This is a genomic window from Microbacterium immunditiarum (assembly GCF_013409785.1).
Lineage (GTDB): Bacteria > Actinomycetota > Actinomycetes > Actinomycetales > Microbacteriaceae > Microbacterium > Microbacterium immunditiarum.
Genome location: NZ_JACCBV010000001.1, coordinates 2,490,950 through 2,511,603, shown reverse-complemented (window position 1 = coordinate 2,511,603; position 20,654 = coordinate 2,490,950). Strand labels below are relative to the sequence as shown.

22 protein-coding genes are annotated in these 20,654 nt (G+C 70.8%); 9 read left to right on the top strand and 13 right to left on the bottom strand.

The genetic code is table 11. The features are described from left to right. Positions 1 to 9 precede the first annotated feature (9 nt). Positions 10 to 855, top strand: coding sequence for a Sir2 family NAD-dependent protein deacetylase (locus BJ991_RS11675; protein WP_425487532.1), 846 nt, complete (start codon positions 10 to 12; stop codon positions 853 to 855). Positions 856 to 979: 124 nt separating this feature from the next. Here the strand turns inward: BJ991_RS11675 and BJ991_RS11670 are convergent, their stop codons facing one another. The 5 genes from BJ991_RS11670 to BJ991_RS11650 are packed head-to-tail and all read right to left on the bottom strand — an operon-like array spanning position 980 to position 7,174. Continuing rightward, complete coding sequence (locus BJ991_RS11670; protein ID WP_179490185.1) at positions 980 to 1,798, bottom strand: aldolase/citrate lyase family protein; 819 nt, start codon at positions 1,796 to 1,798, stop codon at positions 980 to 982. Beyond that, on the bottom strand, positions 1,795 to 2,295 hold the full coding sequence (locus BJ991_RS11665) for a MaoC family dehydratase (RefSeq protein ID WP_425487531.1): 501 nt from the start codon (positions 2,293 to 2,295) through the stop codon (positions 1,795 to 1,797). The genes BJ991_RS11670 and BJ991_RS11665 overlap by 4 nt, the downstream gene beginning before the upstream one ends. 44 nt (positions 2,296 to 2,339) lie before the next feature. Further along, positions 2,340 to 3,491 (bottom strand): acyl-CoA dehydrogenase family protein, encoded by a 1,152-nt coding sequence (locus BJ991_RS11660; protein ID WP_179490181.1) that lies wholly within the window; start codon positions 3,489 to 3,491, stop codon positions 2,340 to 2,342. Positions 3,492 to 3,515: 24 nt separating this feature from the next. Further along, the gene (locus BJ991_RS11655) at positions 3,516 to 5,564 is read right to left on the bottom strand and encodes an acetyl/propionyl/methylcrotonyl-CoA carboxylase subunit alpha (RefSeq protein ID WP_179490179.1); all 2,049 of its coding nucleotides are present in this window, start codon (positions 5,562 to 5,564) and stop codon (positions 3,516 to 3,518) included. A gap of 5 nt (positions 5,565 to 5,569) precedes the next feature. Next, positions 5,570 to 7,174: a carboxyl transferase domain-containing protein gene (locus BJ991_RS11650; RefSeq protein ID WP_179490177.1), complete on the bottom strand. Its 1,605-nt coding sequence runs from the start codon at positions 7,172 to 7,174 to the stop codon at positions 5,570 to 5,572. Between the two features lie 105 nt (positions 7,175 to 7,279). Here BJ991_RS11650 and BJ991_RS11645 point away from each other — a divergent pair, with 105 nt between their 5' ends. Continuing rightward, positions 7,280 to 7,876, top strand: a complete 597-nt coding sequence (locus BJ991_RS11645) for an SACE_7040 family transcriptional regulator (RefSeq protein WP_179490175.1) — start codon at positions 7,280 to 7,282, stop codon at positions 7,874 to 7,876. 66 nt (positions 7,877 to 7,942) lie between these two features. Here the strand turns inward: BJ991_RS11645 and BJ991_RS11640 are convergent, their stop codons facing one another. The 3 genes from BJ991_RS11640 to pdhA are packed head-to-tail and all read right to left on the bottom strand — an operon-like array spanning position 7,943 to position 11,531. After that, positions 7,943 to 9,355 carry a 2-oxo acid dehydrogenase subunit E2 gene (locus BJ991_RS11640; protein WP_179490173.1) on the bottom strand — a complete coding sequence of 471 codons (1,413 nt, stop codon included), beginning with the start codon at positions 9,353 to 9,355 and terminating at the stop codon, positions 7,943 to 7,945. Further along, a complete protein-coding gene (locus BJ991_RS11635; RefSeq protein ID WP_179490171.1) occupies positions 9,352 to 10,410 on the bottom strand; it encodes an alpha-ketoacid dehydrogenase subunit beta in 1,059 nt (352 codons plus the stop codon). The genes BJ991_RS11640 and BJ991_RS11635 overlap by 4 nt, the downstream gene beginning before the upstream one ends. After that, complete coding sequence (gene pdhA, locus BJ991_RS11630) at positions 10,407 to 11,531, bottom strand: pyruvate dehydrogenase (acetyl-transferring) E1 component subunit alpha (protein WP_425487530.1); 1,125 nt, start codon at positions 11,529 to 11,531, stop codon at positions 10,407 to 10,409. The genes BJ991_RS11635 and pdhA overlap by 4 nt, the downstream gene beginning before the upstream one ends. Positions 11,532 to 11,703: 172 nt before the next feature. Here pdhA and BJ991_RS11625 point away from each other — a divergent pair, with 172 nt between their 5' ends. After that, on the top strand, positions 11,704 to 12,192 hold the full coding sequence (locus BJ991_RS11625) for an Lrp/AsnC family transcriptional regulator (RefSeq protein WP_179490167.1): 489 nt from the start codon (positions 11,704 to 11,706) through the stop codon (positions 12,190 to 12,192). On the opposite strand, the gene BJ991_RS11620 is transcribed toward BJ991_RS11625, so the two are convergent. Further along, positions 12,149 to 13,171, bottom strand: coding sequence for an EamA family transporter (locus BJ991_RS11620; RefSeq protein ID WP_179490165.1), 1,023 nt, complete (start codon positions 13,169 to 13,171; stop codon positions 12,149 to 12,151). The two genes, BJ991_RS11625 and BJ991_RS11620, sit on opposite strands and share 44 nt — an antisense overlap. Positions 13,172 to 13,243: 72 nt before the next feature. Here BJ991_RS11620 and BJ991_RS11615 point away from each other — a divergent pair, with 72 nt between their 5' ends. Continuing rightward, positions 13,244 to 13,798: an ABATE domain-containing protein gene (locus BJ991_RS11615; RefSeq protein WP_179490163.1), complete on the top strand. Its 555-nt coding sequence runs from the start codon at positions 13,244 to 13,246 to the stop codon at positions 13,796 to 13,798. Here the strand turns inward: BJ991_RS11615 and BJ991_RS11610 are convergent. Further along, positions 13,773 to 14,657: an alpha/beta fold hydrolase gene (locus BJ991_RS11610; RefSeq protein ID WP_179490146.1), complete on the bottom strand. Its 885-nt coding sequence runs from the start codon at positions 14,655 to 14,657 to the stop codon at positions 13,773 to 13,775. The two genes, BJ991_RS11615 and BJ991_RS11610, sit on opposite strands and share 26 nt — an antisense overlap. Positions 14,658 to 14,732: 75 nt before the next feature. Between BJ991_RS11610 and BJ991_RS11605 the strand changes: the two genes are divergently transcribed. After that, positions 14,733 to 15,482: an exonuclease domain-containing protein gene (locus BJ991_RS11605; protein ID WP_246301084.1), complete on the top strand. Its 750-nt coding sequence runs from the start codon at positions 14,733 to 14,735 to the stop codon at positions 15,480 to 15,482. Between the two features lie 69 nt (positions 15,483 to 15,551). Here BJ991_RS11605 and BJ991_RS11600 read toward each other — a convergent pair whose 3' ends face one another. From BJ991_RS11600 to glgA, 3 genes are all read right to left on the bottom strand, one after another. After that, entirely contained in the window at positions 15,552 to 15,812 is a 261-nt protein-coding gene (locus BJ991_RS11600) for a type B 50S ribosomal protein L31 (protein ID WP_179490142.1), read from the bottom strand. 115 nt (positions 15,813 to 15,927) lie between these two features. Then, positions 15,928 to 16,719 (bottom strand): ABC transporter ATP-binding protein, encoded by a 792-nt coding sequence (locus BJ991_RS11595; protein WP_179490140.1) that lies wholly within the window; start codon positions 16,717 to 16,719, stop codon positions 15,928 to 15,930. Between the two features lie 9 nt (positions 16,720 to 16,728). Continuing rightward, positions 16,729 to 17,928, bottom strand: coding sequence for a glycogen synthase (gene glgA, locus BJ991_RS11590; protein WP_179490138.1), 1,200 nt, complete (start codon positions 17,926 to 17,928; stop codon positions 16,729 to 16,731). Positions 17,929 to 17,974: 46 nt separating this feature from the next. Here glgA and BJ991_RS11585 point away from each other — a divergent pair, with 46 nt between their 5' ends. From BJ991_RS11585 to BJ991_RS18840, 4 genes are read left to right on the top strand one after another with little or no spacing between them, the layout of a single operon-like run. After that, positions 17,975 to 19,219: a glucose-1-phosphate adenylyltransferase gene (locus BJ991_RS11585; RefSeq protein WP_179490136.1), complete on the top strand. Its 1,245-nt coding sequence runs from the start codon at positions 17,975 to 17,977 to the stop codon at positions 19,217 to 19,219. Positions 19,220 to 19,264: 45 nt separating this feature from the next. After that, on the top strand, positions 19,265 to 19,921 hold the full coding sequence (gene serB / locus BJ991_RS11580; RefSeq protein ID WP_179490134.1) for a phosphoserine phosphatase SerB: 657 nt from the start codon (positions 19,265 to 19,267) through the stop codon (positions 19,919 to 19,921). 38 nt (positions 19,922 to 19,959) lie between these two features. Further along, positions 19,960 to 20,469 carry an alpha/beta fold hydrolase gene (locus BJ991_RS11575; RefSeq protein WP_343048731.1) on the top strand — a complete coding sequence of 170 codons (510 nt, stop codon included), beginning with the start codon at positions 19,960 to 19,962 and terminating at the stop codon, positions 20,467 to 20,469. Then, positions 20,466 to 20,651, top strand: coding sequence for a hypothetical protein (locus BJ991_RS18840; RefSeq protein WP_343048730.1), 186 nt, complete (start codon positions 20,466 to 20,468; stop codon positions 20,649 to 20,651). The genes BJ991_RS11575 and BJ991_RS18840 overlap by 4 nt, the downstream gene beginning before the upstream one ends. Positions 20,652 to 20,654: the final 3 nt, after the last annotated feature.

Genomic DNA, 20,654 nt, shown 5'->3' with positions numbered 1-20,654 from the left:
GGGTGATCCGTGAGCATCGCAACCGATCTGGCCGCGCTTCCCGCGCAGCAGCTCGACGCGGCGATCGCCGCGCTGTCCGGGCGCCGGATCGCCGTGCTCACGGGCGCCGGCGTGTCGACGGATTCCGGCATCCCCGACTACCGCGGCGAGGGCGCGCCCCGGCGCACGCCCATGACCGTCGAGCAGTATCTCTCGAGCGACGCCGCGCGGCGGCGGTACTGGGTGGGAAGCCACCTCGGCTGGCGCGCGTTCGCGACCGCGGAGCCGAACGCCGGCCACCGCACGATCACGACCCTCGAGCAGCGCGGCATCGTGTCGGGCGTCATCACTCAGAACGTCGACGGGCTCCACGTGCGCGCGGGAAGCCGGCGCGTCGTCGAGCTGCACGGCACGATGCGCCGCGTCTTCTGTACGCACTGCGGGCAGGTGTTCGACCGCCGCGACCTCGCCGTCCGCGTCGAGGCCGACAACCCGTGGATCGTGGTGCCCGAGAACGTGAAGCTCGGACCCGACGGCGACGTTCTCCCCGAGAGCTGGGAGGGCTTCCGCGTGCCGTCGTGCACCGTGTGCGGAGGCGTGCTCAAGCCCGACGTCGTGTTCTTCGGCGAGTTCATCCCGGCCGAGAAGTTCCGCGAGGCCGAGCAGCTCGTGCACGCCAGCGAGGCGCTCGTGATCGCCGGCTCGTCGCTCGTCGTGAACTCCGGCATCCGGTTGCTCGAGCGGGCGCGGCGGAGACGGATGCCGGTCGTCATCGTCAACCGCGGCGAGACGCGCGGCGACTCGCGCGCCACGGTCAAGATTGAAGCCGGCACGAGCGAGGTGCTCACGGCTCTCGCCGACGCGCTCGAGGCCTGACCCGAGCATCCGTGCGCCGAGGCGAGCGTAGGAGATGGGACGACGGTAGGACGGATGCGTCGGCGCCCGTCCTACGCCCGCACCATCGCCTACGCTCGCGTTCGCCGCGTGCCAGGTGCCCGGCTCAGGACTCCGCGCGCCGTACGATCCCGCGCGCGTGCCGGAGGACGGGCTCGTCGACCATGCGCCCCTCGTGCTGGAAGACGCCCCGCTGCCCCTCGGCCGCCGCAAGGACGCCGCGCGCCCACTCGAGCACCCCCTCGTCGGGGCGGTACGCCTCGCGGATCACGGGGACGTGGCTCGGATGGATGCACGCGGTCGCGGCGAAGCCGCTGGCGGCGGCGTCGCGCGACTCGCGGCGCAGGCCCTTGAGGTCGGCGATGTCGAGGTGCACGGCGTCGATCGCGGCCTTGCGCCGCGCTCCTGCGGCGATGAGGACGCGGCTGCGCGCGTAGCGCGCGACATCGCGGTACCTCCCTCGGTCGTTGCGGCTCGCGGTGCCGCCGAGCGAGGCGACGAGGTCTTCGGCGCCCCACATGAGCCCGACGACGTTGTCGAGGGCCGCGATGCGCTCGGCCGCCTGCACACCGCGTGCGGTCTCGCACAGCGCGATCACACGGAAGCGCGGGTCGAGACGGCCGATCCGCTTGGGAGACTCCGCCTTCGCGACCATGATGGTGCGGTAGTCCGTCTGCGACAGGGTAGAGAGGTCGGCGACGATCGCGTCGCTGTCGAGTGGATTCACCCGCACGATCACGCGCGAGGGGTCGAGCTCGGACTCGATCACCGCGCCGCGGGCCGCCGCCTTGGCATCCGGGCTCACCGCGTCCTCGAGGTCGAGGATCACGCCGTCCGAGCGCTCCAGCGCCTTCTCGAAGCGCTCCGGGCGATCCGCGGGGCAGAAGAGGAGCGCTGGACCCAGGTCGAACGTCGTGCCGTTCACGCCTTCCCTCCCGCGCTCTCCTCCGTCTGCGGCACGCACCACATGAGCGCGATCCGCGTGGCGACGCCGACGACCTCGCCCTGCTGGTTGCGGCCCGTGTGGCGCAGCGTCACGATGCCCTGTCCTGGCCGTGACCTCGACAGGCGCTTCTCGACGACCTCCGTCTCGGTGTACAGCGTGTCGCCGTGGAACAGCGGTGCCGGGAACGAGATGTCCGTCATGCCCAACTGGGCGACGAGGGTGCCCTGGGTGAGCTGCGAGACGGATGCCCCGACCATCGTCGACAGCGTCCACATCGAATTCATGAGCCGCTGCCCAAACGGCCGCGACTCGGAGTACGCGGCGTCGAGGTGGAGCGCCTGCGTGTTCATCGTGAGAGTCGAGAACAGGACGTTGTCGGCCTCGGTCGCCGTGCGCCCCGGTCGGTGCGCGTAGCGCGCACCGACTTCGAGCTCGTCGTAGTAGAGCCCGCGTTGCACGATCGGCTCGCCGGTCACCCTCGTCACGCTACCGTCCGGGCGTGCCGAGTTCGACGGGTCGCTCACTCGAGCCCCAGCGCGCGAGAGATCACGAGCAGCTGCACCTCGTTCGTGCCCTCGCCGATCTCGAGGATCTTCGAGTCGCGGTAGTGGCGGGCGACCGGGAACTCGTTCATGAACCCGTTCCCGCCGAAGATCTGGGTCGCGTCGCGCGCGTTGTCCATCGCGGCGTCGCTCGCGGTGATCTTCGCGACGGCGGCTTCCGTCTTGAACGGCTTGCCCGCGTCGCGCAGGCGCGCGGCGTGATGCCACGCCAGCCGCGCCGTGTGCACCCGGGCCTGCATGCGGGCGATGGTGAACTGGATGCCCTGGCGCCGCGACAGCGTCTCGCCGAACACGACGCGCTTCTTCGCGTAGTCGACGGCTGCGTCGAGGCATCCCTCCGCTGCCCCGGTCGCCAGCGCGGCGATCGCGATCCGTCCCTCGTCGAGGATGTGCAGGAAGTTCGCGAAGCCGCGGCCGCGCTCGCCCAGCAGATTCTCCTCGGGCACGCGTGCCCCCTGGAACGTGAGCGGGTGGGTGTCGGACGCGTGCCAGCCGACCTTGTCGTACGCGGGCTCGACGGTGAAGCCGGGAGTGCCGTTGGGCACGATGATCGTCGAGATCTCCTTGCGACCGTCCTGCTGGCCCGTGACGGCCGTGACCGTCACGAAGCGCGTGATGTCGGTGCCCGAGTTGGTGATGAACTGCTTCGAGCCGTCGATGACCCACTCGCCGCTCTCGAACCGTGCGGTCGTGCGCGTCGCGCCGGCGTCGGAACCGGCCTCCGGCTCGGTGAGCCCGAACCCGGCGAGGGCCCGGGCCGCGGTGAGGTCGGGCAGGTGCTCCTGCTTCTGCTCCTCGGTGCCGAAGCGGAAGATCGGCATCGCGCCGAGGCTCACGCCGGCCTCGAGGGTGATGGCGATCGACTGGTCGACGCGTCCGAGGGCCTCGATCGCGAGGCACAGCGCGAAGTAGTCGCCGCCCTGCCCGCCGTACTCCTCCGGGAACGGCAGGCCGAACAGGCCCAGGTCGCCCATCTGCTTGACGACGTCGAGCGGCAGCGTCTTCGTGCGATCGGCCTCGTACGAGCGGGGCGCGACGACCTCTTCGGCGAACTCGCGCACCATCGCGGCGAGCTCGCGCTCGTCCTCGGTGAGATTGTGGTGGTCCATGGCTCCTCCTCGTGGGATGGACGTTCAGCCGACCGCGGTCTCGGTCGGTGTGACGGATGCCTCGTGGGCCGGCGTCTCGGCCGCGTGGGCGACGACGGTGGCGAGCACTTGGTCGCGCGAGACCTGCTCGCCGACGGCGGTGCGCAGCCGCACGACGCCGCCGTGACCCGCGATGACCGGGTGCTCCATCTTCATCGCCTCGATCGTGACGACGCGGGCACCCGCGACGACCTCCTCGCCGTCGGCGGCGTGGATCGCGACGACGGCGCCCGGCATGGGCGCGCGCAGCTCGGGGTCAGACGCCCCGGCTTCATACCCGAGACGTGCGAGCCGCACCTCCATCGCCTCGCGGCGCGTGAGGGGGCGAACCCGGTGGGTGGCGCCGTCGGCGTGCACCCACACGCTGCCGTCGCGGGCGGAGGCGGCATCCGCTGTGTCGTTCCCGCGCGCCCCGGCGTGATCGGCGACCTCGACGACCTCTCCCCCTTCGAGCTGGAACCTCTGCACGGGGAGCACCGGCTGCCCGGAGACACGCCACCCGGGGAGGGCGCGCCACGCACCGCCCGCGCGCCCGCGAGCGGACGGGCCCGCGTCGAGCGCACGACGTGCCGACGTCGCTTCATCGTGCGCTCGACGCGAAGTCGTGCGCTCGCGCAGGAAGGCGGCAGCCGCCGCGAGTGCCTCTTCGGACGGCACGGGCACCTCGAACGGCGGCATCCGGTCGATGAGCCCCGTGTCGAGATCGCCGTCGCGCACGGCGGGCTGGGCGATGAGCTCGCGCAGGAACGCGATGTTCGTCTCGACGCCGAGCACAACCGTGTCGGCGAGCGCGGAATCGAGCGCGTCGAGCGCGGCCGCGCGATCGGCGCCGGACGCGATGACCTTCGCGATCATCGGGTCGTAGTCGCTCGTCACGGCGGAGCCGCTCTCGATCGCGGCATCCGTTCTCACGCCTTCTGCGGCCCGCCACACCAGCACGTCGCCCGTCGATGGCAGGAAGCCGCGCTCGGGGCTCTCCGCGTACACACGCGCCTCGATCGCGTGACCCTCCAGTCGCACGTCGTCCTGCGCGAACGGGATCGGCTCACCCGCGGCGATGCGGACCTGCAGCTCGACGAGGTCGACACGGGTCACGAGCTCGGTGACGGGGTGCTCGACCTGCAGCCGCGTGTTCATCTCGATGAAGAAGAACTCGTCGGGGCGGTCCGCCGCGACGAGGAACTCGACCGTCCCCGCGCCGCGATAGTCGACGGATGCCGCGGCCGCGCACGCCGCCGCGCCGATGCGCCCCCGCGTGGCAGCGTCGATCACGGGCGACGGGGCCTCTTCGACGACCTTCTGGTGCCGGCGCTGGAGTGTGCACTCGCGTTCGCCGAGGTGGACGACCGCGCCGTGCGAGTCGGCGAGCACCTGCACCTCGATGTGCCGCGGACGCTCGATGAGTCGCTCGAGAAGGAGCGCGTCGTCGCCGAACGCTGCCGTCGCGACGCGGCGGGCTGTGGCGAGCGCCTCGGGCAGCTCGCTCTCGGACCGCACGACCTGCATGCCCTTGCCTCCGCCGCCCGCCGACGGCTTGACGAGCAGCGGGAAGCCGATCTCGCGCGCGGCGTCGGCGATCGCGGCATCCGACATGCCGACCGCCGAGAAGCCGGGCACGATCGGCACGCCGTACTCGGAGACGTGCTGCTTCGCGCGGATCTTGTCGCCCATGACCTCGAGCGCGCGCTCGCCCGGCCCGATGAAGACGATGCCGGCGTCGGCGCACGCGCGTGCGAACGCGGCGTTCTCAGCGAGGAACCCGTAGCCGGGGTGGATCGCCTGGGCTCCGGTCTCGCGCGCGGCCGCGATCACGGCATCGATGTTCAAGTACGACTCAAATGCCGCGGCCGGCCCGATCCGCACGGCGGTGTCGGCCTCGCGGACGTGCGGCGCGTTCGCGTCGGCGTCGCTGTAGACGGCGACCGAGCGGATGCCGAGCTCGCTCAGCGTGCGCAGGACGCGGCGCGCGATCTCGCCGCGATTCGCGACGAGGACGGTGGCGAAGCCGGCGTCGGTGATCGGGTTCGTGGTCATGGGGCTCACATCCGGAAGACGCCGAACTTCGGCTCGGGAAGGGGCGTGCGCGAGACGACGTCGAGGGCGAGCCCGAGCGTGTCGCGCGTGTCGAGCGGATCGATCACGCCGTCGTCCCACAGGCGCGCGGTCGCGTAGTAGGGGTTGCCCTGCTCCTCGTACTGCGCGCGGATGGGCGCCTCGAAGGCGGCCCGGTCGTCGTCGCCCCAGTCCTCGCCGCGTGCGGCCAGCTGGTCTGCCTTGACGGTCGACAGGACGGATGCCGCCTGCGTCCCGCCCATGACCGAGATGCGGCTCGCGGGCCAGGTCCACAGGAAACGCGGCGAGTACGCGCGGCCGCACATGGCGTAGTTGCCCGCGCCGAAGGATCCGCCGATGACGACCGTGAGCTTGGGGACTCGCGTCGTCGCGACGGCGGTGACCATCTTGGCGCCATCCTTCGCGATGCCGCCCGCCTCCGCGTCCCGCCCGACCATGAAGCCGGAAATGTTCTGGAGGAACAGGAGCGGTATGCCGCGCTGGTCGCACAGCTCGATGAAGTGGGCGCCCTTGAGCGCCGACTCGCTGAAGAGCACGCCGTTGTTCGCGACGATGCCGACCGGATGCCCGTGGATGCGGGCGAACCCGGTGACGAGCGTGTCGCCGTACTCGCGCTTGAACTCGTGGAGCTCGCTCGCGTCGACGAGGCGCGCGATGACCTCGCGCACGTCGTACGGCTGGTTCACGTCGACGGGGACGACGCCGTAGAGGTCGGAGGGATCGACGGCGGGGGCGACGGTGTCGAGGACGTCCCACGCGGGCTCGTCGGACGGCGGGAGCGTCGCGACGATGTCGCGCACGATCTCGAGCGCGTGCTCGTCGTTCTCCGCGAGGTGGTCGACGACGCCCGAGCGGCGGGCGTGCAGCTCTCCCCCGCCGAGCTCCTCGGCCGTCACGACCTCGCCGATGGCCGCCTTCACCAGCGGCGGGCCGCCGAGGAAGATCGTGCCCTGGTTGCGCACGATGACCGTCTCGTCGCTCATCGCCGGCACATACGCGCCACCTGCCGTGCAGGATCCGAGCACGGCGGCGATCTGCGGGATGCCCTCCGCCGAGAGGCGCGCCTGGTTGAAGAAGATGCGGCCGAAGTGGTCGCGGTCGGGGAAGACCTCGTCCTGCTTCGGCAGGAACGCGCCGCCCGAGTCGACGAGGTAGATGCACGGGAGCCGGTTCTCGAGCGCGATCTCCTGAGCGCGGAGGTGCTTCTTGACCGTGAGCGGGTAGTACGTGCCGCCCTTCACCGTCGCGTCGTTGCACACGACCATGACGTGCCGGCCGTGCACGAGGCCGATCCCGGCGATCACGCCGGCGGCGGGAGCGTCTCCTCCGTAGAGGCCCTCGGCGGCGAGCGGCGCGATCTCGAGGAACGGGCTGCCTTCGTCGAGGAGCCTGTTCACTCGGTCGCGCGGCAGAAGCTTGCCGCGGGCGACGTGACGCTCGCGGGACGCCTCGGGGCCGCCCCGCGCGGCCTTCGCGAGCCGCTCGTGCAGCTCTTCGGCCAGCGCGCTCTGCGCCTCGTGCGTTCGCGCGAAAGTCGCGTCGTGGGCGACCAAGGTCGTCAGGGCGCTCATGTCATCTCCGTCGACGTCACGATTCCGTCACACAGGTTGTCGCCGCGCGATGGGACTGGTTAGTGTTCACTAACTGAGCAATCAGGTTAGCGAGGATTAACTGAAATGGCAAGGGGTCTCACTGAGCGTGGTCGCGCCAAGGCCGACCGCCAGACCGCGCTTCTCAAGGAGGCGGCCCGGCTGTTCGCGGCGCGCGGCTTCAGCGGTGTGAGCCTCGAAGAGCTCGGCGCCGCCGTCGGAGTGAGCGGCCCGGCGGTGTACCGCCACTTCGCGAACAAGCAGGCCCTGCTCGGCGCGATCCTCGTGAGCGTGAGCGAGCGCCTGCTTTCGGGCGGCCGCGCGGTCGTCGAGTCGGCTTCGACGCCGCTCGAGCAGCTCCGCGCCCTCATCGAGTTCCACGTCGCATTCGCGCTCTCCGACGCCGACGTCATCCGGGTGCAGGATCGCGACCTCGCGAGCCTCGCCGACGAGGACCGCCACGCCGTGCGGCGGCTGCAGCGCGAGTACGTCGAGCTGTGGATCGAGGTGCTGGCGGCGGTGCATCCGGATCGCCCGGTCAACGACCTTCGCGTGCGGGCACACGCGTGCTTCGGCCTCATCAACTCGACCCCGCACAGCGTGCGCGCGCTGCGCGACGCGCCCGCCGACGAGGACGTCTCGCAGATCCTCGAGTCGATGGCCTTCGCGGCGCTGACCGCGTAACCGCACGGCCGCAACGCGGAAGGCGGCGGCGGGACCCCTCGATCCGCGCCGCCGCCCCCCCGAGACTCAGCCGAGCAGCATCGCGCGCCCGGGCTCGCGGAGCACGTCGCCGACGTCCACGAGGAACTTCGACCCCTGCTCGCCGTCGACCAGGCGGTGGTCGAACGACAGGGCGAGCGTCATGACGTCGCGCAGCGCGATCTCGCCGCGGTGCTCCCACGGCTGGCGGCGGACCGCTCCGACCGCGAGGATGCCGGCCTCCCCCGGGTTGAGGATCGGGGTGCCCGCGTCCACGCCGAAGACGCCGACGTTCGTGATCGAGAACGTGCCGCCCATCATGTCGGCCGGCGTCGTCTTGCCGGCGCGGGCCGTCTCGGCGAGGTCGCGGATCGCGTCGGCGAGCTCGACGAGCGTGAGGTCTTGCGCGTCCCTGATGTTCGGCACCACGAGGCCCCGGCCGGTCGCGGCTGCGATCCCGAGGTTGACGTAGTGGTGCTCGACGATCTCGCCGGCGGCCTCGTCCCACTTCGAGTTGAGCTCCGGATGCTTGCGCAGCGCGAGGCACACGGCCTTCGCGGCGACGGCGAGCACGCCGATCTTGTGGCCCTGCAGCGAGCGGTCGGCCTTGAGCGACTCGATGAGCTCCGTCGTCGCCGTGACGTCGACCGTGAGGAACGTCGTCACGTGCGGCGCCGTGAAGGCGCTGCGCACCATCGCCTCGGCCGTATGCTTGCGCACGCCCCGGATCGGGGTGCGCGTCGTGCGCTCGCCGGTCGACGCAGCGGAGCGCGGTGCGGGCGCGGCATCCGCCGACACGGGCTCGGCTCCCGGCATCGTGCCGATGCGCGCCGCGTACGCCTCGACATCGGCGCGCGTGATGATTCCCGACGCACCGGATGCCTCGACCAGCGCGAGATCGATGCCGAGGTCCTTCGCGAAGCGTCGCACCGGAGGCGTCGACCGCGGCCGCTCGACGGGGCGCTCGGGCTCGGCGATGCGGATCGCGTCGTGCGGAGCGGCCTCGAGCACCGCCGTGTCGGTGCCGTTGCCCGCCGGGGCGTGCGAGGCGACCGAGCGCGCCCGGCGCTGCGGGCGCGCGTTGCCGCGCGGGGCGGCGCCGTACCCGACGAGGTTCGGCTGTGCCTTCTCTTCGGCGGCCTCGGGCGCGGCATCCGTCTTATCGGCAGCCGTCGCAGATGAGGCCGCTGCGGATTCGGGCGACGTGGCGGATGCCTCGGCCCCCGCCACGTCGAACGTGATGAGCGGCGAGCCGACCTGCACGACGTCGCCCGCCTGCGCGTGCAGCGTGCGCACGGTGCCGGCGAACGGGGACGGCAGCTCGACGACGGCTTTCGCCGTCTCGACCTCGGCGATCGTCTGGTTGAGGGCGACCTCGTCGCCCTCCGCGACCGTCCACTGGACGAGCTCGGCCTCGGGGAGGCCCTCGCCGAGATCGGGGAGCAGGAACTCCTGGATCACAGCACACCACCGCCCACGCCGGCGCGGCCCGTCTCGGCGGTGCGCCATTCCTCGAGCCCGGTCAGGCTGTTCGGCTTGTCGAGCACCCGATCGACCGCGTCGAGGATGCGGTCGAGATCGGGGATGTGGTACTTCTCGAGCTTCGCCGGCGGATACGGGATGTCGTGGCCCGTCACGCGCTGCGGCGGAGCCTCGAGGTAGTGGAAGCACCTCTCGGTGACGCTCGCGACGAGCTCGGCTCCGACGCCGGCCTCCTTCGCTGCCTCGTGGGTCACGACGACGCGGCCGGTCTTGCGCACCGACGCCGTCACCGTGCGGTAGTCGACGGGAGACAGCGACCGCAGGTCGATGACCTCGATCGAGACCCCCTCGTCCTCGGCTGCGATCGCCGCGTCGAGCGCGGTCGTGACCTGCGAGCCGTAGGTGAGGAGAGTGACGTCGCTGCCCTCTCGCGCGACGCGCGCGAGGCCCATGGGCGGGGCATCCGCCAGATCGACGTCGAGGTCGACCTCGCCCTTCTGGTGGTACAGCCGCTTCGGCTCGAAGTAGACGACCGGGTCGTCCGATGCGATCGCCTGCCGCAGCATGACGTACGCGTCCTGCGGGTTCGACACCGCGATCACGCGCAGGCCCGACGTGTGCACGAAGTACGCCTCGGGCGACTCGGAGTGGTGCTCGGCGGCGCCCACTCCCCCGGCCCAGGGGATGCGGATCGTGATCGGCATCTTGACGTTGCCGCGCGTGCGGTAGTGCAGCTTCGCGACCTGGCACACGATCTGGTCGAACGCCGGGTAGACGAACCCGTCGAACTGGATCTCGACGACCGGACGGTAGCCGCGCAACGCCAGGCCGACGGCAGTGCCCATGATGCCGGACTCGGCCAGCGGCGTGTCGATCACCCGGGCGGCGCCGAACTCGTCGAGCAGTCCGTCGGTGATGCGGAAGACCCCGCCGAGGCGGCCGACGTCCTCGCCCATAACGACCACCTTGGGGTCGTCGGCCATCGCGCGGCGCAAGCCCGCGTTGATGGCCTTCACCATCGTCATCTCGGTCATCGCGAGGCCTCCTCGGACGCCTCGAAGCCGGCGAGGTAGGCGCCGAACTCGCGGCGCTGCTCCTGGAGCCCGGTGTGCGGCTCCTCGTAGACGTGGTCGAGCACGCCGATCGGCTCGCGCGAGGTCGCCGTGAGAGTCGCCTCGCGGACCTTCGCGCCGAGCTCGTCGGCATCGGATGCGACGGACGCCGCGAACTCGTCGTCGAACGCGCCCTCGGCGCGCAGCAGCGCCTCGACCCGCGCGATCGGGTCGCGCTGCTTCCAGCGCTCGACCTCGTCCTTCGACCGGTAGCGCGTAGGGTCGTCGGAGGTCGTGTGGGGACCGATCCGGTACGTGACCGCCTCGATGTAGGCGGGACCCTTGCCCGAGCGGGCGTGGTCGATCGCCCAGCGCATCGCAGCGAGGCTCGCCAGCACGTCGTTGCCGTCGATGCGGACGCTCGGGATGCCGAAGCCGGGGGCGCGACCGGCGATCGGGTACTTCGCCTGCACGGTCACAGGCTCGGAGATCGCATACTGGTTGTTCGAGCACACGAAGACGACGGGAGCGCGGAACGACGACGCGAAGATCATCGCCTCGTTGACGTCTCCCTGGCTCGTGGCCCCGTCGCCGAAGTAGGTCGCGGCGACCTGGTCGGCGCCGTCGCGCTGGATGCCCATCGCGTAGCCCACCGCGTGGAGGGTCTGCGCGCCGATGATGATCTGCGGCGTCGCGGTGTTGATGTCGTAGGGGTTGAAGGTCGAGTGCTCCTCGCCGCGCCACGCGATGACGAAGTCGGCGGGCTTGGCGCCCCGCACGAAGTTCACGCCGATCTCGCGGTAGCTCGGGAAGGCGAAGTCATCCGCGCGCAGCGCGCGGGCGGTTCCAACCTGGACGGCCTCCTGGCCCTGGCACGGGGCCCACAGGCCCACCTGGCCCTGGCGCTGCAGGGCGATGCCCTCGGTGTCGATCCGGCGGACCAGCACCATGTCGCGGTACAGGCCGCGCAGCAGCTCGTGGTCGACATCGGCCACCCAGCGGCCGAGATCGGGGTCGGCGATGCGTTCGCCGTCGGGGGTCAGCAGCCGTGCGACGTCGTCGACGCCGACAGCCAGGTCGGGTGTGGTCAGGGTGTGCGCCATCGTCATACCTCCTCGGTGCGAGACGCCCTCGTGAGGCGCTCGTCACGTCGTCGCCGGCCTCGTCGCCGACAAGGCCGACATTACGTCGCTCTTGCACCTCGCTCAAGCATCACTCGCGCGCTTGAGCATGTTGCCAAACTCCGAGGGTGTGCGCCGTGATAATGTTCACACTATGAGCGCTCTGGACCACGTCGATCTCGAACTGCTGGCGGCGCTCTCCGACGACCCCCGCGCGACCGTCGTCGCCCTCGCCGACAAGCTCGGCCTCTCCCGCAACACCGTCCAGGCGCGCATGGCGCGTCTCGAGCGCTCGGGCGTGTTCCTGTCGTTCGAGCGCGCGATCTCGTCGACCGCGCTCGGCTTCCCGATCGAGGCGTTCATCCACGTGATGGTCCGTCAGGCCGAGCTGCCGCGCATCACGGGCGCGCTCGAGCTCATCCCCGAGGTCGTGCAGGTGCACGGGCTCAGCGGCCCCGTCGACCTGCTCGTGCGCGTCGCCTGCCGCGACACCCAGCACCTCTTCGACACCGACGCGCGGATCCTCGCGATCGACGGCGTCGAGCGCACCGAGACGTCGCTCGCGATGGGCGAGGTGATCGGCTACCGGGTGAAGCCGCTCATGGAGCTCGCACGGCGCGAGCCTCGCCAGGCTCGCTCGTGAACCCGACCTGCGCAACGGCGGTCGTCGTCCGCATCGCACCGTCGTCGAGCCGCACGAGCACGACTCCGACGAGGATCAGCGCTCCACCCGCGAACTGGATCGGCACGGGCGTCTCGCCGAGCAGGAGCCACGCGAATCCGAGTGCGAACAGCACCTCGGAGAGCCCGACGAACGACGCGACGCGCGATCCGATGCGCGGGACCGCCATGACGCCGAGCGCGTAGCCGAGCGTCGTCGCGACTGCGCTCACCCACACGATGGGCATCCACCCCGGCACCTCGAGCCCCGCGAGCACGACGGTGACCGAGGGCGCCGCGAACGGCAGGACGCCGATCGCGCACAGCAGGCCGATGAGCACGGCTCCCGTGAGCAGTCCGCCCGATGCGAGCGCGAGCGGCGGCAGGCGGTCGCCCGCGCGCTCCGAGATGAGGAAGTACGCGCCCACGCACACGGCAGCCGCGAGGGCGAGGAGCGTGCCGAGCAGGTCGAACGCCGCCCCCGAGATGTCGACGACGAGCACGAGACCGGTTATCGCGATGATCGAGCCGAGGATCACGCGCAGCGACGGCGCCCTGCGGGTGCGGATCCACGCGAGGATCACGAGCAGCACGGGGGCGAGGTACTGGATGAGGAGGGCGACGGCCACCGGCATCCGCTGCATCGCAGAGAAGAAGAACAGCTGGCAGCCCGCGACGGCCGTGAGACCGAACCCGAGGATCAGCAGCCCGTGACGGCGCAGGAAGCCGCGTTCGCGGCGGATCGCCATGACGAGCGCCGGCGCGAGGATGAGTCCCGACACACCCATGCGGATCACCAGCGCAGCCCCCAGTGACCATCCCGCTTCCAGGAGCGGCTTCACGAACGGGCCGCTCGAGGAGAACGCGAGGGCGGATGCCACGGCCATGATGAGCCCGGACGTCCGGCCGTCGCGGCTCCGCGCCGGAAGCACGATGGGAAGGGGCGCGGTGGAGGCGGTCATGCGTGCCAGACTGTCAGGAGTGAAACATGATTACACTGATGACAGTAATGGTCGTCGGTGTCAGGAGTCAATGTGGTCTTCATTCATGACACGAAGCGGTCGCTCATGGCCGTCGTGGACCTCGTCAACACCCTCCCCGGGCACGACGATCCCGACACGCTGACGAGCCTCGAGGACTTCCACGCCTTCCTGCGCGCCAATCCGTACACGGGCACGATCCGCCGCGACGAAACCGAGCTGGAGGCGGTCCGCCGCATCCGTCCCCGCCTCCGCGAACTGTGGAACGTGGGCCCTGTCGGAGCCGTGCCGCTCGTGAACGAGATGCTGCGCGACGGCAAGGCGCTCCCCCAGCTCGTGATCCACGACGGGTACGACTGGCACATCCACGCGACCTCCGACGACGCGCCCCTCGCGACACGCATCCTCGTCGAGGCGGCGATGGCGTTCGTCGACGTCATCCGCGCCGACGAGTACGACCGCGTCCGCGTGTGCTCCGCCGACGACTGCGACTGCGTCTACATCGACTACTCGCGCAACGGGTCGAAGCGGTACTGCGACACCGGCAATTGCGGCAACCGCATGAACGTGAACGCCTACCGGCTCAGGAAGGCGAGAGAAACCGCCTGATCGCGTCGGCGGCCTCGGCGGGCGTCTCGTAGTGGATGAGGTGCCCGACATCCGGGATCTCGACGAGCTCCGCCTGCGGGAAGAGCGTCGCGAGACGCCTCTCGGCCTCGATCGGCGTGATGTCGTCGCGCTGCGCCGCGACCAGGAGCGTCGGCTGCGCGATGCGCGGGGCGAACTCGCGCACGTCGTGCGACACAGACGCGACGAACGCGTCGCGCAGCACGTCCCGGTCGGCGAAGCGCGAGAAGTACGTGTCGTGCTGGTCGTGGATGAATCGACGGATGCCCCGGCTCCGCGTCTTCGCCATCGAGACGCTCATCGCCCGCACGATCGCGCGGTTGCGCAGCAGCGCCTCGCCGAATCTGCGTGGGAGGCGTGCGCCCGCCCAGTAGTAGAACACCGCGAGCCGGGTGAGGACGCCCCGCGGACCCTGGAGGGCGGGGGCGCCGATCGGGTTGACGAGCACGACGCGGGGCGTCGGCAGGCCGCCGGCCACCGCCGCCGATACGACGATCGAACCGAACGAGTGGCCCAGGATGACGGCGCCTGGAGCGACTTCCGCCACGAACCCGGTGAGCCAGTCGGCGTAGAGGGCGAGGTCGTGACGGCGCCGCGGCACCGGCGGGGTCTCGCCGAAGCCCGGGAGATCCGGGGAGACGATCCGGTAGTCGGACAGGTGCGCGACGACGGGCTCGAGCCCATGGTGCTCGCCGCGGAAGCCGTGTACGGCGACGATCGTCGTCGACGCGTCGGCGGGGCCATACACCCAGTACGCCGAGCGGCCGCCGAGCACGTCGACCTCGCGCCGCTCGACGGGCACCGCGTCGAGAAGCGCGGCGTACGGGTTGGCCACGGTCACCCCACGAGTCTAGGAGAGCACGCCCGAGCGAACGCTCGACGGCCGATGTCGGATGGCGCGCATACCGTGAGGCGCATGGACGCCTCGCCCCGCCCCCTCGACGCACCGCCTCCGTCGCGCTCGCGCGAGGGTGCGCCCGAATGGACGCGGGTCGTGGGCGTCTTCGACCTCGAGACGACGGGCGTCGATGTGACCGCCGACCGGATCGTCACCGCCCACATCGGGCTCCTCGACGGCGCGGGCACCGCCATCCTCGCGCGCGATTGGCTCGCCGATCCCGAGGTCGAGATCCCCGAGGCGGCAACCGCCGTGCACGGCATCGCGACCGAGCGGGCGCGCGCGGACGGCCGCTGCGCGGACGAGGTCGTGATGGAGGTCGTCGACGTGTTGCGGGCACTGCTCGACGCCGGCATCCCCGTCGTCGCCTACAACGCGGCGTACGACTTCTCGCTGCTCAAGCACGAGGCGCTGCGTCATGGCATCCGGCCCATCGAGAACCCGCGCCCCGTGATCGACCCGCTCGTCGTCGACAAGGCGTACGACCGCTGGCGCCGCGGAAAGCGCACACTCGAGCAGGTCGCGGCGCACTATGCCGTGCGGCTGGACGGGGCGCACGACGCGTCGGCCGACGCGGTCGCCGCGGGCCGCGTCGCGCAGGCGCTCGCGGGTCGCTTCGCGACACGCATGCCCCCCACCGCGCAGGAGCTCCACACGCGCCAGATCGCGTGGGCGCGGGCGCAGGCCGAGAGCCTCACCGACTACTTCGTGCAGATCGGCCGGCTCGATCCCGACGACCGTGTCGACGGCCGTTGGCCGGTGCGGTGACCGCCGCGGCGAGAGCCGCCGGAATGGCGAAGGCCCCGCCGAAGCGGGGCCTTCACGACGGAGCGTACCTTACTTCGAGCCGCCGCCGCCAAAATTCTTGAAGCGCTGGTTGAACTTCTCGACGCGACCGGCCGAGTCGAGGATGCGCTGCTTGCCCGTGTAGAACGGGTGCGACGCCGACGAGATCTCGACGTCGATGACCGGGTACTCGACGCCGTCGAGCTCGATCGTCTTGTCGCTGGTCACCGTCGAGCGGGTGAGGAAGGTCTCGCCCGAGCCGAGGTCGCGGAACACGACCGCGTGGTAATCGGGATGGATGTCAGTCTTCATTGGAGTCCTTTGAGGATGGTGCCCTGGATTTTGCCAGGACGGTCAAAGTCTTGGGTGCGAGCGCACCAAAGAGCGATTCTATCAGCCCGGGAGCGCGATCGCGGAACGCGCGGCCTCAGGCGTCGCTCACGGCGCGGGCCGCGTAGCGGCCGCCCCCCTCGCTCAGCGTCACCGGGACGCCGAACGTTTCGGTGAGCGACTCGGCCGTGAGGGTCTCGCGGATGGGTCCGGCCGCAACGACACGGCCCTCACGCAGCAGAAGCACGTGCGTGAACCCGACGGGGATCTCCTCCACGTGGTGGGTGACCATGATCATCGCCGGCGTCGTGGGCGCCTGCGCGTACCCGCCGAGCAGCGACAGCAGTTCTTCGCGGGCGCCCAGGTCGAGGCTCGCGGTCGGCTCGTCGAGCAGCAGAAGCTCGGGGTCGGTCATGACTGCCCGAGCGATCTGCACGCGCTTCTGCTCGCCGTCGGACAGCGTCCCGAACGTGCGGTCGGCGAGGTCGTCGAGCTTCCACTCCGCGAGGACGCGCAGCGCGCGCCGCTCGTCGATGTCTTCGTAGGCTTCGTGCCAACGGCCCAGCACCGCGTACGCGGCGGTCAGCACGACGTTGAGGACCGTCTCCTCCGGCGGGACCCGACGAGCCATCGCCGTCGACGCGAAGCCGATGCGGGGGCGCAGCTCGAAGACGTCGGTGCGGCCGAGCTGCTCGTCGAGCAGAGACACCGTGCCGGACGTCGGATGCTCGAGCGTCGCGGCCAGTTTGAGGAGCGTCGTCTTGCCCGCGCCGTTCGGCCCGAGGATGACCCACCGTTGGTCATCGGTCACCTGCCAGTCCACGTGATCGACGATGTCGCGGGCGTTTCGGCGGACGACGACGTCGGAGAACTGGAGGACCTGAGCCATGCCTCCAGCCTATCGGCCGCCCGTGGTGACCTCCGCGTACAGCGCCGCCGTCTGCTCGGCGATGCGCGTCCAGCTGAACTCGTTCGCGGCACGCTCGCGGCCGGCTCGGCCGTACTCGGATGCCCGGGCCGGATCGCTCACGACCTCGGTGAGCACGGCCGCGAGGTCGGCGACGAACCGCTCGGGATCGAGCGGCGTTCCCGTGCCGTCCTGCACCTGCTCGATGGGCACGAGCCTGCCCGTCACGCCGTCGACGACGACCTCGGGGATCCCACCCGTCGCCGTGCCGACGACGGCCGCGCCGCATGCCATCGCCTCGAGGTTCACGATGCCGAGTGGCTCGTACACCGAGGGGCACACGAACGTCGTGGCGGCGCCGAGGATCGTGCAGAGCTCGTGGCGCGACAGCATCCGGTCGATCCACACGACACCCTCGCGCGTCTGCTGGAGGCCGCGTACGAGATCCTCGACCTCCGCCATGATCTGCGGCGTGTCGGGCGCGCCTGCGCACAGGACGACCTGCACGTCGGCGGGCAGGCGCTCCGCAGCCCGGAGGAAGTACGGAAGACCCTTCTGCCGCGTGATGCGTCCCACGAACACGACCGACGGCTTGTCCGCGTCGACCCCCAGCTTCGCGAGCAGCTCGGGATCGTGAACCGGATGCCACGACCCGACGTCGATTCCGTTGTAGATGACCCGCACCTTCGCCGGGTCGAGCTCCGGGTAGCACCGCAGGATGTCGTCGCGCATGCCGTCGCTCACCGCGACGACCGCGGCCGACCCTTCGTAGGCGGTCCTCTCGATCCAGCTCGACACCGCGTAGCCGCCGCCGAGCTGCTCGGCCTTCCACGGGCGCAGCGGCTCGAGGCTGTGCGCCGTCACGATGTGGGGCACGCCGTGCAGGAGCGACGACAGGTGTCCGGCGAAGTTCGCGTACCACGTGTGGCTGTGGACGACGTCGGCTCCGGCGGCATCCGTCGCGATCTCGAGGTCCGTGCCGAGCGTCTGGATCGCAGCGTTCGCGCTCTGAAGCTCGACCGGCACGCCGTACGCGGTGGTGCCCTCTTCGTCGCGCGGCGCGCCGAAAGCACGCACCCGCACGTCGAGTCCGCCGAGCGCCCGCAGGGCCTTCACGAGCTCGGCGGCGTGCACTCCGGCACCCCCGTAGATCTCGGGCGGGTACTCCTTCGTCATGAGGTCGACGCGCATGTTTCGAACGCTAGTACACGGGCCACACCCGTCCTAGGGTGGACGCATGCCGGCTTCGCCAAAGGTCTTCGGAATCATCCTCGCCGGAGGCGAGGGCAAGCGTCTCATGCCTCTGACAGCCGACCGGGCCAAGCCCGCCGTGCCGTTCGGAGGTCAGTACCGGCTGATCGACTTCGCGATCTCGAACCTCATCAACTCGGGCCTGCGGCAGCTCGTCGTGCTGACCCAGTACAAGTCCCACAGCCTCGACCGGCACATCTCGCAGACGTGGAGGATGTCTCCGCTGCTGGACTCGTACGTGGCATCCGTCCCGGCCCAGCAGCGCCTCGGCAAGCGGTGGTTCTCCGGTTCCGCCGACGCGATCCTGCAGAGCCTCAACCTCATCAACGACGAGCAGCCCGACATCGTCGTGGTGGTAGGAGCGGACCACGTCTACCGCATGGACTTCCGGCAGATGCTCGACTCGCACATCGAGTCCGGCGCCCGGGCGACGGTGGCCGGCATCCGCCAGCCCATCGGCCTCGCCCACCAGTTCGGCGTGATCGACGTCGACCCCCAGCACACCGACCGCATCCGCGAGTTCCTCGAGAAGCCGCAGAACCCCGTCGGCCTGCCCGACTCGCCCGCCGACGTGCTCGCGTCGATGGGCAACTACATCTTCGACGCGGACGCGCTCATCGAGGCGGTCGAAGCGGACGGCGAGGTGCCGACGTCGAACCACGACATGGGCGGCGACATCGTGCCGTACTTCGTCGAGCGCGCCGAGGCCGGGGTCTACGACATGACGCACAACGACGTGCCCGGCTCGACCGATCGCGACCGGTACTACTGGCGGGATGTCGGGACGATCGACTCGTTCTTCGACGCCCACCAGGACCTCATCTCGACGCTGCCGATCTTCAACCTGTACAACACCGACTGGCCGATCCACTCGCAGCTGGTCAACTCGCCACCGGCGAAGTTCGTGCGCGATTCGGTGGGTCGAATCGGCAACGCGATCGACTCGATCGTGTCGCTCGGCTCGGTGCTGTCGGGCACGCACCTCGAGCGCAGCGTCGTCGGCCCCTGGACGCTCGCCGGCGGCGGCTCGACGATCACTGACTCGGTGCTGTTCGACCGCGTGCAGGTCGGTCAGGGCGCGCGGGTGCACCGCGCGATCCTCGACAAGAATGTGACGCTCGCGCCGGGCGCGACGGTCGGCGTCGACCGGGAGCGCGACCTCGAGCGCGGTTTCACGGTCACCGATTCCGGCATCACGGTCGTCGGCAAGGGCGTGCGGATCGACAGGTGACGGGCGTGTCCGCGACGCGGATGCCTCGGCATTACCGTTGAGGGCATGCCCGATGCTCCCGCGCGCCTCCTCGTCGTGCTCGACGCCGATTCCACGCTCATCCGCAACGAGGTCATCGAGCTGATCGCCGACGAGGCGGGACGCGGACCCGAGGTCGCGGCCGCGACAGAGGCGGCGATGCGCGGCGAAGTGGACTTCGCGACGTCGCTGCGGTCGCGCGTGCGCGAGCTGGCCGGGGTTCCCGTCGCCTCGTTCGCGCGCGTGCTGTCGCGCATCGAGCCGACGCCGGGCGTGCGAGAGCTCATCGACGCCGTGCACGCGCGGGGCGGCCAGGTGGGCGTCGTATCCGGCGGGTTCCACGAGATCCTCGACACGGTCGCTGCGTCGCTCGGCGTCGATGTGTGGCGCGCGAACCGCCTCGCCGTCGAGGGGGCGGGCGACGGCGCCCAGGTGCTCTCAGGCGTCGTCGACGGCGACATCGTCGACGCGGAGGGAAAGGCCGCCGCGCTCGTCGAGTGGGCGGAGCTGGCCGGGGTGCCGCTGCGCCGCACGATCGCGATCGGCGACGGCGCGAACGACCTGCGCATGATGGAGCGGGCGGGGCTCGGGATCGCGTTCAACGCCAAGCCCACGGTGCGCGCTCAGGCCGACATCGTGGTCGGACGGGTCGATCTGAGCGAAGTCATCCCACTCCTTCCGTGACCCTCCTGGATGTCGGAGGTCGGCGATAGCGTCGCTGCATGGATGTCATCCTCGTTCCCGGTCTCTGGCTCGACGCGTCGTCTTGGGACGACATCGTCCCCGCGCTCGAAGAAGCGGGCCATCGTCCACGCGCTCTGACGATGCCCGGCGTCGGCGCTCCCGCACCCGAGTCGAGCTCGATCGGCATGGCCGACTGGGTCGCGGCGGTGGTGCGCGAGATCGACACGACAGACGGGCCGGTCGTGCTCGTCGGGCACAGCGGCGGCGGCAACGTCGTGTGGGGCGCGGCGGATGCCCGGCCCGACCGCATCGCCCGTGTCGTCTTCGTCGACTCGATCGCGCCCCCGCCCGGCGGGATCATCTCCCAGTTCGACCTCGTCGACGGCGTCGTGCCCTTCCCCGGGTGGGACTCGTTCGACGATGAAGACGTCTTCGATCTGAACGACGAGGTGCGGGCGACGTGGGCGGGCCGTGCCCGATCCGTGCCTGCGCGCATTCCCACCGATCCGATCGAGCTGCGCGATGATAGGCGGCCGGGGTCCCCGTGACGATCTTGTCGGGCGGCTTCGACGAAGAGGCCTTCCGGGCCGCGGTGTCACAATGGGGCCGGTTCGGCGAGGAGTTCTCGGCCATCCGCGATGCCGAGGTCGTCAAGCTGGGCAGCGGGCACTGGCCGCAGTTCTCCCAGCCGGATGCGCTTGCGACGGCGCTCGTCGCGGCGGTTCGCTGAGCC